The sequence below is a fragment of the Micromonospora sp. DT48 genome (genome assembly GCF_049844495.1).
GTDB lineage: Bacteria > Actinomycetota > Actinomycetes > Mycobacteriales > Micromonosporaceae > Micromonospora.
Window position 1 is genome coordinate 1 of sequence record NZ_JBNCLE010000008.1, and the last position, 12,780, is coordinate 12,780.

Consider the following 12,780-nt stretch of genomic DNA (forward strand, 5'->3'; position numbering starts at 1 on the left):
TCGGCTGGCTCATGCACCACCGCCGACTCGTCCGCGACTACGAAACCCGACCCGACAACTCCGCCAGCATGATCACCATCGCCATGATCGACAACCTCGCCAAACGCCTCACCACCGAAACCACCCCAACCTGGCGAGACGACTAAACCACAACACACGCAAAATACGTGAATCAGACGTCCTCTTAGATCAGACGTCTTGCAGTTCCTGGAGGTTCCGGTCTGTCGCCACGTACTGTGGCCAGTTGCCGGTGTGGCACTCGGCGGCATGAAGCGCGGTGCGCACGTCGACAAGCAGGGTGTTGACCGCTTCCTCGAAGGTGGCAGCCTCGAGGGTGGTGGCGAACTCGGCGGTGCGACGGGCGAGGCTTGCGGCTATCTGCACCTCGCGGTCAAGGTCATCGAGTTGCTGCTGTACCGCGTCGAGGAACTCTTCGAACTGCTCGTCGGTGCCGTGCGGGTTGCTCTCGAACGTCATCTGGATAGCGATCCGATGCTGTCGCACGATCAGTCGTCCTTCCAGCACGTGACCCGCTTGAGTTGGCCGGTCAGATCTCGTAGGTAGTTGGGGTTCGAGGGTGTGCATTTAACGGTCTTGAGGTGTTTATCAGGGCAGGGGCACAACATCTTGAAGTACCTGTCACCGCCGCCGGTAACCCTCCATCCTTGTCGCTCGGCTTGCCGGAGAAGATCCTCAAGCTCCTTAATCCTGTGCCTGGGGCGTGACACTCGGTAGCGAACATGAGCGCAGCGGAGCTCGACGAGTTCGTCGCCGAGGCCGAGGATCTCGCCGCCGAGCACCTGTCGTAACGATGTCCGCCTGATCGCTGCGCTGGTAAACCTCGTCGCCTTCCTCATGTACTGCCCGAGGTCAGGCCGATGGTGGTGGCGAGGCGGGTGAGGTCGGCGGGGGTGGGGCCGGCGCGTAGGACGGCGGTCAGCGCGGCGCGGGCGGCGGGTCGGATGCGGGTTTCGGCGGGGGCGATCTGGTCGGCGGTGACGAGGGCGCGGGCGGCGGCGCGGCGGTCGCCGATCGGCAGGTACGCGCGGCTCATGTCGATGAGGTGGGCGGCGCGGTGTTCGACGGGGAGCCGACGCCAACCGTCGGTGCGGGTGGCCGCCTGGTGAATGGCGATGGCGAGTGCATGATCGCCGAGGGTGGTGGCGGCCAGGGCTCGGGCGAGTTCCACTGTGGTCGGCCCGAACCCGTCGCTGTCGGGGCATCGCCTGGCGCGGCCGGCGGCCTGGTTGGCGAGGTCGTCGGCGGTGCTGGCGTCGCCGTGACTGGCGGCGGCGAGGGCGGCTTCGACCAGCAGGGTTCCGGCGAGAGCGGCCTGCTCCGGTGGCGCGTCGGGGCAAGCCGCCGGGTCGAGGTGGCGTAGCGCCGTCGTGGTGACGGTCAACGCCAGGCGGCCCCGACGCTGGGCGCGTAGGGCCTGGGCGAGCGGGATCACGGCCGTGCCGGTTTGCCGTGGGTCGCCGCTGGCGGTGGTCATGGCCCGGTCGGCGGCGAGCCACGCCAGGTCGGCCTCGCCGAGCTTGACCATCAGGTGGGCGGCGAGCCGGTACGCCCCGACCAGCAGGTCGACGGCGGCGGCGTGGCGGGCGGCGGTGAGCAGGTCCGGCAGCATCCGCAACACCTGCGGATGCTGGGCGTGCCGATAGGCGGTGTACGCGTAGTCGAGCTGCCGGTCCAGGTCCGTGACGCGGTCAGCGGGGGTGTCGTAGCGGACCAGGGCTTCGCGTACCCGCTCCACAGCGGCGGCGATCTCGGTGACGGTCGCCTGCCGGGTACGACCGCCGACCAAGAGGTCAGGGGCCACCCCGAGCACCCCGGAGATCGTGTGGATCACGGACAGCCGATCGAGGTTGCGTACCCCGCGTTCGACCTTGTCGACCCAGCTCTTCGACTTGCCGATCCGGTCGGCGAAGACCTGCTGGCTCATGCCCCGGCGGGCCCGTAGCTGCGCGACCCGCCGCCCGATCGGCACCTCGCGACGCTCCTGCCTCCGGGGGGCGGTCACCGCCGAACCCCCGGCGGCCCGGCGTGGGTCGACGCGCCGCAGCGCGGACACCACCGCGACTTCACCCGGAACGCGAACAACCCCGCCAGAAACCCCAGCAGTACGGCACCGAGCAGCATCACGCTCACCACCGGCCCCCGTTCGCACGGAACCGCTGCCCCGGCGTCAGCGTCCCGGCACGACCAGGTTGGACGGTCGGGATCGGCCGGGTCGGCGCGAACAGGACGGCTGGCAGATTCGTACCCCGGACACGCTGGGGCACCGGGGCCGGGGCGGGCTTGCGACGCCAGAACCGAAGACGCACGGCGGGGACCTCCTTCGCAGTCTGGGGAGGGGCCGCCCCGGTTGCTCGCCCAGGGGCGGCCCCGACAGCACGACCGGCAGCTTGGGGGCCGCCACCGACTCGCGCCGTCTGTTCCACTCTGCTCAGTAACCGCATAGTGTCGGAAGGTGTTCGGCCGCGTTGGAGACGCTCTGACGTCCTCTGTTTTCCCTGCTGGGGAGCTATGGGGATACGAGGGTCCGTGTTGGGGGAGGTTTGAGGAGATGGGCATGACGGGGGCCGAAATCTTGCTGGACGAGCTTCGTCAGGCACGCACCTCGCACGGGCTGAGTCAAGATGACTTCGGCAAGCTCATCAGCTATTCGGGTACGCACGTCAGCGCCGTGGAGACCGGCACGCGCCCGCCAACGGGCGACTACGTCGCGGCTATCGACCGCGCCCTGAAGACCGGCGGCTTGTTTGCCCGCCTGCTTGAACGGCTCTCAGAACTCGACGTCGCACCACTCTGGCTGCGGGAGTGGATTACCTTGGAGCAGCAGGCGCGGGCAATGCGTTGGTATGAGATGGCGTGGGTGCCGGGCCTGCTCCAGACCGAGGAGTACGCCCGCGCTGTCTTCGACACCGATGGGCGGCTCACTGCCGAGGAGGTGGAGACGCGAGTAGCGGCGCGTCTTACCCGGCAACAGATCCTTGCCAGCGACGATCCACCACAGCTCGTCGCGGTCGTGGATGATGCGGTTCTTCGTCGGCCGGTCGGCGGCGCAGCCGTGATGCGGGAACAACTCTTTCATCTGGCGCGGCTCAACCAGGACAGTCGGCGGGTGAGAATCCATGTCGTGCCGCAGGGAGTCGGCGCGTACGCTGGCCTCGACGGGCCGTTCATCATCGCGACCCTGCCGGGCCAGGTCGATGTGGGCTACCTCGACAACAGGCTTCAAGGGCAGGTGATAGAGAGGATCGTCGATCTTGCGGCGCTGCGAGAGCAGTGGGAAGCCACACTCGCCGAGGCGCTGACCTTGCACCAATCCACCGAGTTGATGTTGGAAGTGGCAAAGTCATGGATCTGACGGGCGCACATTGGCACAAGAGCACTCGCAGCGGCACGAACCAGGGGGCCTGCGTGGAGGTCGCCGACAACCTCGCGGCAGCGGTCTACGTACGCGACACGAAAGACCACGGCACCGGGCCGGTTCTGGCATTCTCCCGGAAGTCTTGGCGCGAGTTCGTCGCGTGCGTCAGCAAACAAGGCTGAGAGCCCTTGAGCACACGACGGCGTCCGCCCCGATACCGGGGCGGACGCTTCTTTACGTCAGGGTTGCGCACACTGATCGCAGCGCTCGGGTATCTAACTGCATAGCCCACCCTGAAAAGCGCGATCCTGCAACGACGCGAACAGTTCGTCCAACTCGGCGAGGCTCTTGCTGTGGGCGGCCTTCAGAGCGCCGATCGATGTAGCCCTGTCTCTGAACTCAAGCTGCTCGGCGAGTGGGGGTGCCGGTATGGGGATGTTCTTCACGTCGGCCAGGTTGATCCCTTGGACAGCTGCCCCTTTCGTTCGTCTCGCCATCCAGTTCTGCAGTGCCGGCGTGCGGATGCACTCCATAACGTAATAGGCGGAGCGGAGGTCGACCGCGAGCCTCGCGGAATCCTGGGTTATGTTAGCTCCGTTCAAAGATTCCGGAACGACCGCTAACCTGCCAACATGACCGCGAATAGACATCAATAGATCGCCGCCGCGCAGTAGCGACCGTCGGTACTGATCGGAGATCGTCTGAGTTGTCCGCCGAATATTCGTCGGGTCAATCCGGCCGTTCTTCATGTCGACAACGCGAACATATTTTGGCCCGTCCGATGTTCCTTCCCCGGGCTTCAAGATGCCGTACGTGATGGGCCTTCCCGGGTCTATCCATTCGATCAGTGGACGGACTTCAAAGTTTTTTGGGTTCTCTACAGGGTCACCGAACATGTCGCGAAAGATGGACTGGGTGAGATCGTCGAGGTGGGCGAGGGATTCGCGGCGCTTGGCGCGCAGATCGTCTGCCCGATCCAGAACCTCCGCAATCCTTCGCTGCTCGGGTAATGGCGGAACCGGTACCTCAACCCGCGAAACAACGGCCTTAGAGATCTCTTTAAAAGTTGCCCCATTTCCTAGGGATTCCAGGTAGGCGCTGTTCGTCTTCAGCCACCAGTAGAGGTACTTCGGTTCCAGAATGGCTGCGTCGGGGACAAGGCTCTTGAAGCCCTGGTTTGTAGCCATCGGAACAGTATTGATAGCCACATGTCCGATGGGTGCGCGGGAGCTAAGTAGAACCGAACCGGGCGGAAGTACGGATGCTGCGCAACTCTTCAGTCCCGCCTCGGTGATCTTTCGGGGCGTATCGTGGATGAAGGCGGCGCCGTGAAGATCGCTCAGGTCCTTCGGGGTTGCCCAACTAATGTTCCCGTCCCAATACTCGCCCACGCCGGTTTTTGGGGTGGCGCCCGATACAATCTCGCAGCAATCACTGAGGCGGATCTTTTGCCACTTGTTCATCCCAGCAGCGCCTTTAGGTCGGACATGCCCCGCTGGATTTCGGATTCTAGGCGTTCGAGGTCGGCGAGGATTTCCAGGGGTGGGCGGTGTTCGACTTCTTCGTGGACGACTTCTTTGTAGCGGTTGAGGCTGAGGTCGTACCCCTGCTCGGCGATCTCGGCCTTGGGGACGCAGAAGCTCTGCTCGGTGCGTGCCCGTTGCACCTCGTCGCTGTCGCGGCGGAGCCAGCGGGCCAGGGCGTCCGGCAGGTTGTTCTTGGTGTGTTCGTCTTCGGTGAGGGTGACCTCGGGGGCCGGGCCGAGCTTGTCATCGGGCAGTAGGGGAGTGCGCTTGTCGTCCAGGCTCCAGCCGTCGGCCGTCACCTCGTAGAACCAGACGTTGTCGGTGCCGCCGCTGTCGGTCTTGGTGAACAGCAGGATCGCCGTCGACACCCCGGAGTACGGCTTGAAGGTGCCGCTGGGGAGCTTGACCACGCCGTCGAGCTTCTGCTCCTCGACCAGGATGCGGCGTAGCTCCTTGTGCGCCTTGGAGGAGCCGAAGAGCACCCCGTCCGGCACGATGACCGCCGCCCGGCCGCCCGGTTTGAGCAGCCGCAGGAACAGCGCGAGGAAGAGCAGTTCGGTTTTCTTGGTCTTGACGACCCGTTGCAGGTCCTTCGACGTGCTCTCGTAGTCGAGGCTGCCAGCGAACGGCGGGTTGGCGAGGATCAGGGAGTACTTCTCCGACTCGTCGCTGACGCTCTCGGCGAGGGAGTCGCGGTAGCGGATGTCGGGGTTCTCGACGCCGTGCAGCAGCATGTTCATGCTGCCGATGCGCAGCATGGTGCCGTCGAAGTCGAAGCCGTGGAACATCTCTTCGTGGAAGTGCTTGCGCAGTTTCGCGTCGTGCAGGGCGTCCGGGTGGTGCTTGCGGACGTACTCTCCGGCTTCGACCAGGAAGCCCGCGGTGCCGCAGGCCGGGTCGCAGATCTCGTCGGTCGGCGTCGGCCGGGTCATCTCCACCATGAGCTGGATGATGTGCCGTGAGGTGCGGAACTGTCCGTTGTGGCCAGCAGTAGCGATCTTTCCGAGCATGTACTCGTACAGGTCGCCCTTGGTGTCCCGGTCCTCCATCGGAATGGTGTCGAGCATCTCGACCACTCGGTCCAACAGCGCCGGGTTGGGGATGGTGAACCGGGCGTCGCGCATGTGCTGCGAGTACGTCGAGCCGTCGCCGCCGAGCGTACGCAGGAACGGGAACACCCGGTCGCGTACCGTCTCGAACATCTCGGTCGGCGCGGCGCTCTTGAAGCGCGACCAGCGTAGGTCGTCGTACTTACGCCACTGGTCGTCGCAGCCCTCCGGGAAGATCCGCCGCTCCCACCGGCCGGTGCGGTTGGCCTTGTTCTCCTCAAGGGTGTGCAGGTCGTCCAGGCGCTTGATGAAGAGCAGGTAGGTGATCTGCTCGATCACTTCCAGCGGGTTGGAGATGCCGCCCGACCAGAAGGCGTCCCAGATGCGGTCGATCCTGCTCTTCAGCTCACCAGTGATCACGTAGCTCGGTCCCCAAAGCGTCGGCCGTGTTCAGTTGACCATCGCAGGGTAGTCCGGTGGGCGGGACATCCGGTACAGGGCGATGGGTCGAGTCGCCCTGTACCGGATGCGGAACTGAGCGAGCAAGCGGTGACAGCCCGTCAGTGATCCGCGAACAGTCGGGTCAGCAGCGTGGGACGTTCGGGATGAAGCCGGAGTAGCCGGTGTAGGTGTAGGCGTCGGCGATGAAGCGGCCGGAGCCGATCCGGTTCCAGATCGAGCTGGTGCCGTACGTGCCGGTGACCGTGGTGCCGTTGGTCTGGCAGTGGATGGTGACGTTGGTGCCGGTGGCGAGCGTACCGACGGAGCTGTAGTTCGTGCCGGGGCCGGAGCGGACCGTCAGCGGGGTGCCGCTGGTGCGGACGGTGCCGGTCGCGGTGCTACTGCCGCAGCCGTTGCCGCTGGTGTAGGTCTTCGTGCCCCAGTACAACGCCTGCGTCCCGTTGAATTTGATCTTGATGGCGCTGCCGTTGAGCCGCTGTTCGTAGTGCAGGTGCGGGCCGGTCGAGCCGCCGGTGCTGCCGACCCAGCCGATCACCTTGCCGTAGCCCACCTGCTGGCCGACGGAGACGTTGAAGCCGTTGAGGTGGGCGTAGTAGGTGGTGTAGCCGCCGCCGTGGTTGATCCGGATGTACTTGCCGTAGCTGGTGTTGCCCAGATTGGTCACCACGTCGACGGTGCCCGGTGCGCTGGCCACCACCGGGTCGCCGAGGTCGTCTGTGCGGTTGAAGTCGATGGCGTTCTGCGGGCTGTGGTTGGTGCGGGTCTGCCCGGACCAGGACTGGCCACACGGGAACGGAACCCGGAATGTCGGCGCTGCCATCGCGGGGGTTGCCGGAGCCACCAACACCCCGGCCGCGAGCAGCGAGGCCGCCGCCAAACTCCACCATCGCCTACGCATTCCGGCCTCCCGATGAGGTGCACTACCCCTGAACTGGGTGGCCATATCGTTGCATGAGAATCGATCGATGGAAAGGTGGTGCTGATCCGGGCGATCAGGGCCGCTGGACGGGTTGGACCCGGACCAGATCCTCCAGGCCGGTGAAGTCGTTCGGGTCGGTCGTGTAGAGCGGCAGGCCGTTGGCGTGCGCGACCGAGGCGATCACCATCTCGTCGGGCAACTCGTCGGGGTCCGGCAGGCGGCGGTCAGGTGGTGCCGGGGGGTTGGCCGTGCCAGCGGGCGCGGTAGGCGGCCTCGTGGGCCTCGTGGGCGGTGCGCTCCTCGAAGACCGCCGTACGCAGCGCCTGCCGAGCTTCGGACATCAGGACGACCTCGGCGAAAACCAGGCCGACGCAGATCGCGGTGACCAGCCCGAGGGCGGCGAGCGCGGGCATCTGTCGGGCGACCGGGATGCCGACGGCGAGCGCGATCAGGGTGCCGACCCGCAGCCAGGTCAGGGTGCCGAGGGTACGGAGCTGGAAGAGCATGCTCCCGAGCAGGTACAGCAACACCCCGCCGAACATCATCGGCACGTCCGGGCCGTGGGCCGGCTCGCCGAGCGGTACGCCGGGCTCGGCGACGTCGTGGACGATGCCCTCGGCGCCGAGGGCGAAGGTGATGATCCCGGTGATCATCAGCAGGTAGAGGTAGGCGTAGGCGTCGCGGGCCATCAGCATCCGGGCGCGACCGAGGGTGGCGTGCAGCGCGATGCGGGCGGCCGGGCCGATCATGTCGTAGTGCACCCACCAGAGGGCGGCGGTCAAGACGATGCCGAGCACGCCGGCGGTCACCCCGGGCCAGGTTGCGGGCTGGTTGAGCAGGTCGCTGCCGAGGCCGACGGAGATCACCGACTCGCCGAGCGCGATGATCAGGATGAGGTCGTAGCGTTCGGTCCAGTGCTCCGCCGAGGTCACCCCCCAACCCCAGGTGCGGGCGAACAGCCCGGTGCCGTACTGGAGCAGCACCACGGTCATCCAGAGCGCGTCACGGACCAGATGGGCGGTGCCCATATCGTGCAGGTGGGCGGGGAGCAGCGCGGCGACCAGCAGCAGCACCGTGCTCAGGGTGAGTTCGGGAGCGTACCGGCGCAACTGCCGACGCTCGGTCGGGTTGTCCCGGACGATATGCAGGAACAACGCCAGGTGCACGGCCCGGATGACGACATAGCTCACCGCCACCACGATCGGGCCGGTCTCGTTCTCGCGTGAGTTGACGAACGCCTGCGGCATCGCGACGGCGAAGCTGAACAGCGCGGCCATTCCGGCGACCATCAGCACCGGCACGAAACCCTCACCGATGCGGATCCGGGTCGCCACCACGGTGTGTACCACCCAGCACCACCAGAGCACCGCCAGCACGAGCAGGGCGTGCAACATGCCAGCGCCGTTCAGGTTGGCGGCGGTGCTGCGGGCGATGTTGAAGAACGAGAAGACGAAGACCAGATCGAAGAAGATCTCGAACTTGTCGACCCGGGCACCTGGGGCGATGCCGATTGACGGACCCAGCCGTCCGCGCCAACCTCCGTCCCCCACGGCCTGAGTCTGGCAGCGCTGAGGCGGATAGATGCCTGTTTCGTCATCAGTTTGCCGGAAACGCCGAGGGCGCCCCGGTCAGGGTGACCGGGGCGCCCTTCGCGGAAGGCTAGAGGCCCAGTTCGGCTTCGAAGTTGCCGGCCTCCAGGCGCTGCTTGACCGCGGTCAGGAAGCGGGCCGCGTCGGCGCCGTCGATCAGCCGGTGGTCGTAGGACAGGGCCAGGTAGACCATCTGGCGTACCGCGATGACCTCGCCCAGCTCCGGGTCGTTCACCACGACCGGACGCTTGACCACGGCACCCGTACCCAGCATCGCCGACTGGGGCGACGGGACGATCGGGGTGTCGAAGAGCGCGCCCCGGCTGCCGGTGTTGGTCAGGGTGAAGGTCGCACCGGCGATCTCGTCCGGGCTGATCTTGTTGGTCCGGGTCCGCTCGGCCAGGTCGGCGACCCGCTTGGCGATGCCGCCCAGGTTGAGGTCACCGGCGTTGTGGATGACCGGAACCAGCAGGCCCCGCTCGGTGTCCACCGCGATGCCGAGGTTCTCGGCCTCCGGGTAGGTGATCGTCCCGGCGTCGAGGTCCATGCTGGCGTTGACGATCGGGTACGCCTGAAGCGCCTCGATGGCCGCCAGCGCGAAGAACGGCAGGAACGACAGCTTGACGCCGTGCCGCTGCTGGAACGACTCCTTGGCCTGCGCCCGCAGCTTGGCGACCTTGGTGACGTCCACCTCGACCACGGTGGTCAGCTGCGCCATCTCGTGCAGCGACGACAGCATCCGCTTGGCGATGGCCGCACGGATGCGCGGCAGCTTCTCGGTGGTGCCCCGCTTGGCGCTGGGCTGCGGCTTCTCGGCGGGGCGGGTCGCGGCGGCGGCGGTCGGCTGGGCCGTCGTCGCCGGGGCGGCCTTGGCGGCACGCGCCTTCTCCGCCGCGTCGAGCACGTCCTGCTTGCGGATCCGGCCGCCGACCCCGGTGCCGTTGATCGAGGCGAGATCCACGTTGTGCTCGCTGGCCAGCTTGCGGACCAGCGGGGTCACGTAACCGGCGGCCTGCCCGCCACCGTTGGACGGCGCCGCCTGGCGCGGGGGAGTCGCGGTGGCCGGCTGTGCCGCCTGCTCGGCCTTGACCGGCTCCTGCGCCGTCTCGGCCTCGGCCGCCGGCTCGTTGTACGACGTGCCGGGCGTCGGCTCGGAGACCTTCGGCTCCGGCTTCGGTTCGGGCTCCGGCTTCGGTTCGGGCTTCGCCTCGGGCTCGGGCTTCGGCTCCGGCTTCGCCTCGGCCGGTGCGCCACCGGCGGCACCCACCACGGCCAGGGTCGCGCCGACCTCGGCGGTCTCGTCCTCGGGGACCTTGATCTCCAGGACGGTACCGGCGACGGGCGAGGGGATCTCCGTGTCGACCTTGTCGGTGGAGACCTCCAGCAGTGGCTCGTCGACCTCGACGGTCTCACCGACCTGCTTGAGCCAGCGGGTGACCGTACCCTCGGTGACGCTCTCGCCCAGGGCCGGCATCTTCACCGGGGTGCCCTCACCCGAGGCCGCCGGGGCCGCCTGCTCGGCCGGTTCCTCGACGGCCGACTGCTCCGCCTCGGCCTGCGGCTCCTGCGCCGCCTCGGCGGCCTGCTCGGCGGGGGTTTCCTGCTCCTGCCCGGCAGCGTCGCCGCCGGACCCGGCCGACTCGCCCTCGCCGGAGATGACCGCCAGCTCGCTGCCGACCTCGGCCGTCTCGTCCTCGCCCACCACGATCCGGGTCAGCACCCCGGCCGCCGGGGACGGGATCTCGGTGTCGACCTTGTCGGTGGACACCTCGAGCAGTGGCTCGTCGACCTCGACGGTGTCACCCTCCTGCTTGAGCCAGCGCGTGACGGTGCCCTCGGTGACGCTCTCGCCGAGCCGGGGCATGGTGACCGATACCGGCATGTTCTCCAGACTCCTTCATTTCCCTGGTGGGGGGAGCGTCGCCCGTCGCCGGACGCCGCGGGTACGTCGTGATCAGGCGTGCGCGTGCAGCGGCTTTCCGGCGAGCGCGAGGTGCGCCTCGCCCAGCGCCTCGTTCTGCGTCGGGTGGGCGTGCACGAGCTGCGCGACCTCGCCCGGGTACGCCTCCCAGTTGTAAATCAACTGCGCCTCGCCGACCAGTTCGCCGACCCGCGCGCCGACCATGTGCACGCCGACCACCGGACCGTCCTCGACCCGCACCAGCTTGACGAAGCCGGCCGTCTTGAGGATCTGGCTCTTGCCGTTGCCGCCGAGGTTGTAGTTGTAGGTCTTGATCTTGTCCGAGCCGTACTGTTCCTTGGCCTTCGCCTCGGTGAGGCCGACCGAGGCCAGCTCCGGCTCGCTGTAGGTGACCCGGGGGATGCCCGCCTCGTCGATCACGGCCGGGTTCTGACCGGCGATCTCCTCGGCGACGAAGATGCCCTGCTGGAAACCGCGGTGGGCGAGCTGGAGGCCGGGCACGATGTCGCCGACGGCGTAGACGTTCGGCACGTTGGTGCGCAGCCGCTCGTCGGTCAGCACGTAACCGCGGTCGAGCTTGACGCCCTGCTCCTCGTAGCCGAGGTCGGCGGTGTTCGGGCCACGCCCGACCGCGACCAGCAGCAGCTCGGCCTCGACGGTGTCGCCCCCGGCGATGGTCACCTTCACGCCGTTGTCGGTCTTCTCGACCTTCTCGAACGGCTTGCCGACCTTGAAGTTGATCTTCCGCTTGCGGAAGGCCCGCTCCAGCGCCTTCGACGACTCCTCGTCCTCCGCGGCGACCAGCCGGGGCAGCGCCTCGATGATCGTCACATCCACGCCGAAGGACTTCCAGACGCTGGCGAACTCGACGCCGATCACGCCGCCGCCGAGCACGATCGCCGAGGTGGGCACCCGGTCCAGGGTCAGGGCGTGGTCGCTGGTGATCACCCGCTCGCCGTCGATCTCCAGGCCGGGCAGGCTCTTGGCGTACGAACCGGAGGCCAGCACCACGTTGCGGCCGGTGTACCGCTTGCCGTCCACCTCGACCGCGTTCGGGGCGACCAACCGGCCGTGCCCCTCCACAATCGTGATCGACTTGTTGCCCTTGAGCATGCCCTGCAGGCCCTTGTAGAGCCGCGAGATCACGCCGTCCTTGTACGCGTTGACCCCCGCCATGTCGATGCCGACCAGCTCGGCCTTCACGCCGAACTGCTCCGACTCGCGGGTCTGGTCGGCGATCTCGGCGGCGTGCAGCAGCGCCTTGGTGGGGATGCAGCCGTTGTGCAGGCAGGTGCCACCGAGCTTGCCCTTCTCCACCAGCGCCACGGACAGGCCCAACTGGGTGGCGCGCAGCGCGGTCGCGTAACCGCCGCTACCACCTCCGAGGATGACGATGTCGAAGGTTGCGTCGTTCGGCTCGCTCACGTCCAACTCCCAGGTCGCTTCGCTGCATCGGGGGTCACGGCGGGGTAACCACGGGCACACCCCACCTCGGCCATCTTGTCACCACCGCGTCGCACCCGCGTACCGAGGTGCCCAACGACACGTTGCCGCCACGTACCCTTGGCTCTGCCTCGATACGCCACAACTGGGGAGACGGCACGGTGGGACTGTTCCGGCGAAGCAAGCGATCACGCGCGGCTGACCCTGACCGTACGGCCAATCGCGCCGATCTGGAGCACCTTGAGAACTTCGTCCGCACCCGCAAGGGTGTCGAGGCGTACATCGAGCCCCGTACCACTGTCACCGAGACGACAGTGATCTTGATCGCTGACGACGGCGAGTGGACCCGTCGACGGATCAACGGGCCCGAAGGCGCGCGGCGGTTCGCGCACCGGCTGAGCATTCCCATCTACGACGTGGCGCTGATGGGCTATCCGCAGCGCATGCGCGACTACAACGAGCGCCGCAAACGTCGCCCCGAGCAGTTCTGACCCG

Annotated in this window: 13 protein-coding genes and 1 pseudogene; 4 read left to right on the forward strand and 10 right to left on the reverse strand. The window is 67.3% G+C overall.

Annotated features, from left to right (window positions below; all coding sequences use genetic code 11):
* Positions 1 to 146: pseudogene (locus tag ACLQ2S_RS10110) on the forward strand (IS5 family transposase); the annotation flags it as partial.
* 43 nt (positions 147 to 189) lie between these two features.
* Here the strand turns inward: ACLQ2S_RS10110 and ACLQ2S_RS10115 are convergent.
* From ACLQ2S_RS10115 to ACLQ2S_RS10125, 3 genes are read right to left on the reverse strand one after another with little or no spacing between them, the layout of a single operon-like run.
* Positions 190 to 525: a hypothetical protein gene (locus tag ACLQ2S_RS10115; RefSeq protein WP_425701580.1), complete on the reverse strand. Its 336-nt coding sequence runs from the start codon at positions 523 to 525 to the stop codon at positions 190 to 192.
* The gene (locus ACLQ2S_RS10120; RefSeq protein ID WP_196222632.1) at positions 507 to 800 is read right to left on the reverse strand and encodes a hypothetical protein; all 294 of its coding nucleotides are present in this window, start codon (positions 798 to 800) and stop codon (positions 507 to 509) included. Before ACLQ2S_RS10120 ends, ACLQ2S_RS10115 begins: the two co-directional genes overlap by 19 nt.
* A 53-nt stretch (positions 801 to 853) precedes the next feature.
* Positions 854 to 2,023 carry a helix-turn-helix domain-containing protein gene (locus ACLQ2S_RS10125; RefSeq protein ID WP_425701581.1) on the reverse strand — a complete coding sequence of 390 codons (1,170 nt, stop codon included), beginning with the start codon at positions 2,021 to 2,023 and terminating at the stop codon, positions 854 to 856.
* 546 nt (positions 2,024 to 2,569) lie between these two features.
* Here ACLQ2S_RS10125 and ACLQ2S_RS10130 point away from each other — a divergent pair.
* Both ACLQ2S_RS10130 and ACLQ2S_RS10135 read left to right on the forward strand, forming a co-directional pair.
* Positions 2,570 to 3,373, forward strand: coding sequence for a helix-turn-helix domain-containing protein (locus ACLQ2S_RS10130; protein ID WP_425701582.1), 804 nt, complete (start codon positions 2,570 to 2,572; stop codon positions 3,371 to 3,373).
* Positions 3,364 to 3,558, forward strand: coding sequence for a DUF397 domain-containing protein (locus tag ACLQ2S_RS10135; RefSeq protein WP_155221898.1), 195 nt, complete (start codon positions 3,364 to 3,366; stop codon positions 3,556 to 3,558). The genes ACLQ2S_RS10130 and ACLQ2S_RS10135 overlap by 10 nt, the downstream gene beginning before the upstream one ends.
* 93 nt (positions 3,559 to 3,651) lie before the next feature.
* On the opposite strand, the gene ACLQ2S_RS10140 is transcribed toward ACLQ2S_RS10135, so the two are convergent.
* The 7 genes from ACLQ2S_RS10140 to lpdA form a co-directional block, all read right to left on the reverse strand.
* On the reverse strand, positions 3,652 to 4,839 hold the full coding sequence (locus ACLQ2S_RS10140; RefSeq protein ID WP_196222631.1) for a restriction endonuclease subunit S: 1,188 nt from the start codon (positions 4,837 to 4,839) through the stop codon (positions 3,652 to 3,654).
* Positions 4,836 to 6,371: a type I restriction-modification system subunit M gene (locus tag ACLQ2S_RS10145; protein ID WP_425701583.1), complete on the reverse strand. Its 1,536-nt coding sequence runs from the start codon at positions 6,369 to 6,371 to the stop codon at positions 4,836 to 4,838. The genes ACLQ2S_RS10140 and ACLQ2S_RS10145 overlap by 4 nt, the downstream gene beginning before the upstream one ends.
* A gap of 163 nt (positions 6,372 to 6,534) precedes the next feature.
* Complete coding sequence (locus ACLQ2S_RS10150; RefSeq protein ID WP_155219368.1) at positions 6,535 to 7,311, reverse strand: M23 family metallopeptidase; 777 nt, start codon at positions 7,309 to 7,311, stop codon at positions 6,535 to 6,537.
* Between the two features lie 94 nt (positions 7,312 to 7,405).
* Complete coding sequence (locus ACLQ2S_RS10155; RefSeq protein ID WP_255456660.1) at positions 7,406 to 7,531, reverse strand: hypothetical protein; 126 nt, start codon at positions 7,529 to 7,531, stop codon at positions 7,406 to 7,408.
* Positions 7,532 to 7,556: 25 nt separating this feature from the next.
* On the reverse strand, positions 7,557 to 8,882 hold the full coding sequence (locus ACLQ2S_RS10160; protein ID WP_309223464.1) for a low temperature requirement protein A: 1,326 nt from the start codon (positions 8,880 to 8,882) through the stop codon (positions 7,557 to 7,559).
* 109 nt (positions 8,883 to 8,991) lie between these two features.
* On the reverse strand, positions 8,992 to 10,803 hold the full coding sequence (sucB, locus tag ACLQ2S_RS10165; protein ID WP_425701584.1) for a 2-oxoglutarate dehydrogenase, E2 component, dihydrolipoamide succinyltransferase: 1,812 nt from the start codon (positions 10,801 to 10,803) through the stop codon (positions 8,992 to 8,994).
* Between the two features lie 72 nt (positions 10,804 to 10,875).
* Positions 10,876 to 12,267 carry a dihydrolipoyl dehydrogenase gene (lpdA, locus tag ACLQ2S_RS10170; protein ID WP_425701585.1) on the reverse strand — a complete coding sequence of 464 codons (1,392 nt, stop codon included), beginning with the start codon at positions 12,265 to 12,267 and terminating at the stop codon, positions 10,876 to 10,878.
* A 179-nt stretch (positions 12,268 to 12,446) separates the two neighbouring features.
* On the opposite strand from lpdA, the gene ACLQ2S_RS10175 reads away from it, so the two are divergent.
* Positions 12,447 to 12,776 (forward strand): hypothetical protein, encoded by a 330-nt coding sequence (locus tag ACLQ2S_RS10175; protein ID WP_309223462.1) that lies wholly within the window; start codon positions 12,447 to 12,449, stop codon positions 12,774 to 12,776.
* The last annotated feature ends 4 nt before the right edge of the window (positions 12,777 to 12,780 follow it).

Bases quoted from the DNA above. Each gene is read 5' to 3' on its own strand.
- ACLQ2S_RS10130 (WP_425701582.1), top strand. From the start codon at position 2,570: ATGGGCATGACGGGGGCCGAAATCTTGCTGGACGAGCTTCGTCAGGCA.
- ACLQ2S_RS10135 (WP_155221898.1), top strand. From the start codon at position 3,364: ATGGATCTGACGGGCGCACATTGGCACAAGAGCACTCGCAGCGGCACG.
- ACLQ2S_RS10140 (WP_196222631.1), bottom strand. From the start codon at position 4,839: ATGAACAAGTGGCAAAAGATCCGCCTCAGTGATTGCTGCGAGATTGTA.
- ACLQ2S_RS10150 (WP_155219368.1), bottom strand. From the start codon at position 7,311: ATGCGTAGGCGATGGTGGAGTTTGGCGGCGGCCTCGCTGCTCGCGGCC.
- sucB (WP_425701584.1), bottom strand. From the start codon at position 10,803: ATGCCGGTATCGGTCACCATGCCCCGGCTCGGCGAGAGCGTCACCGAG.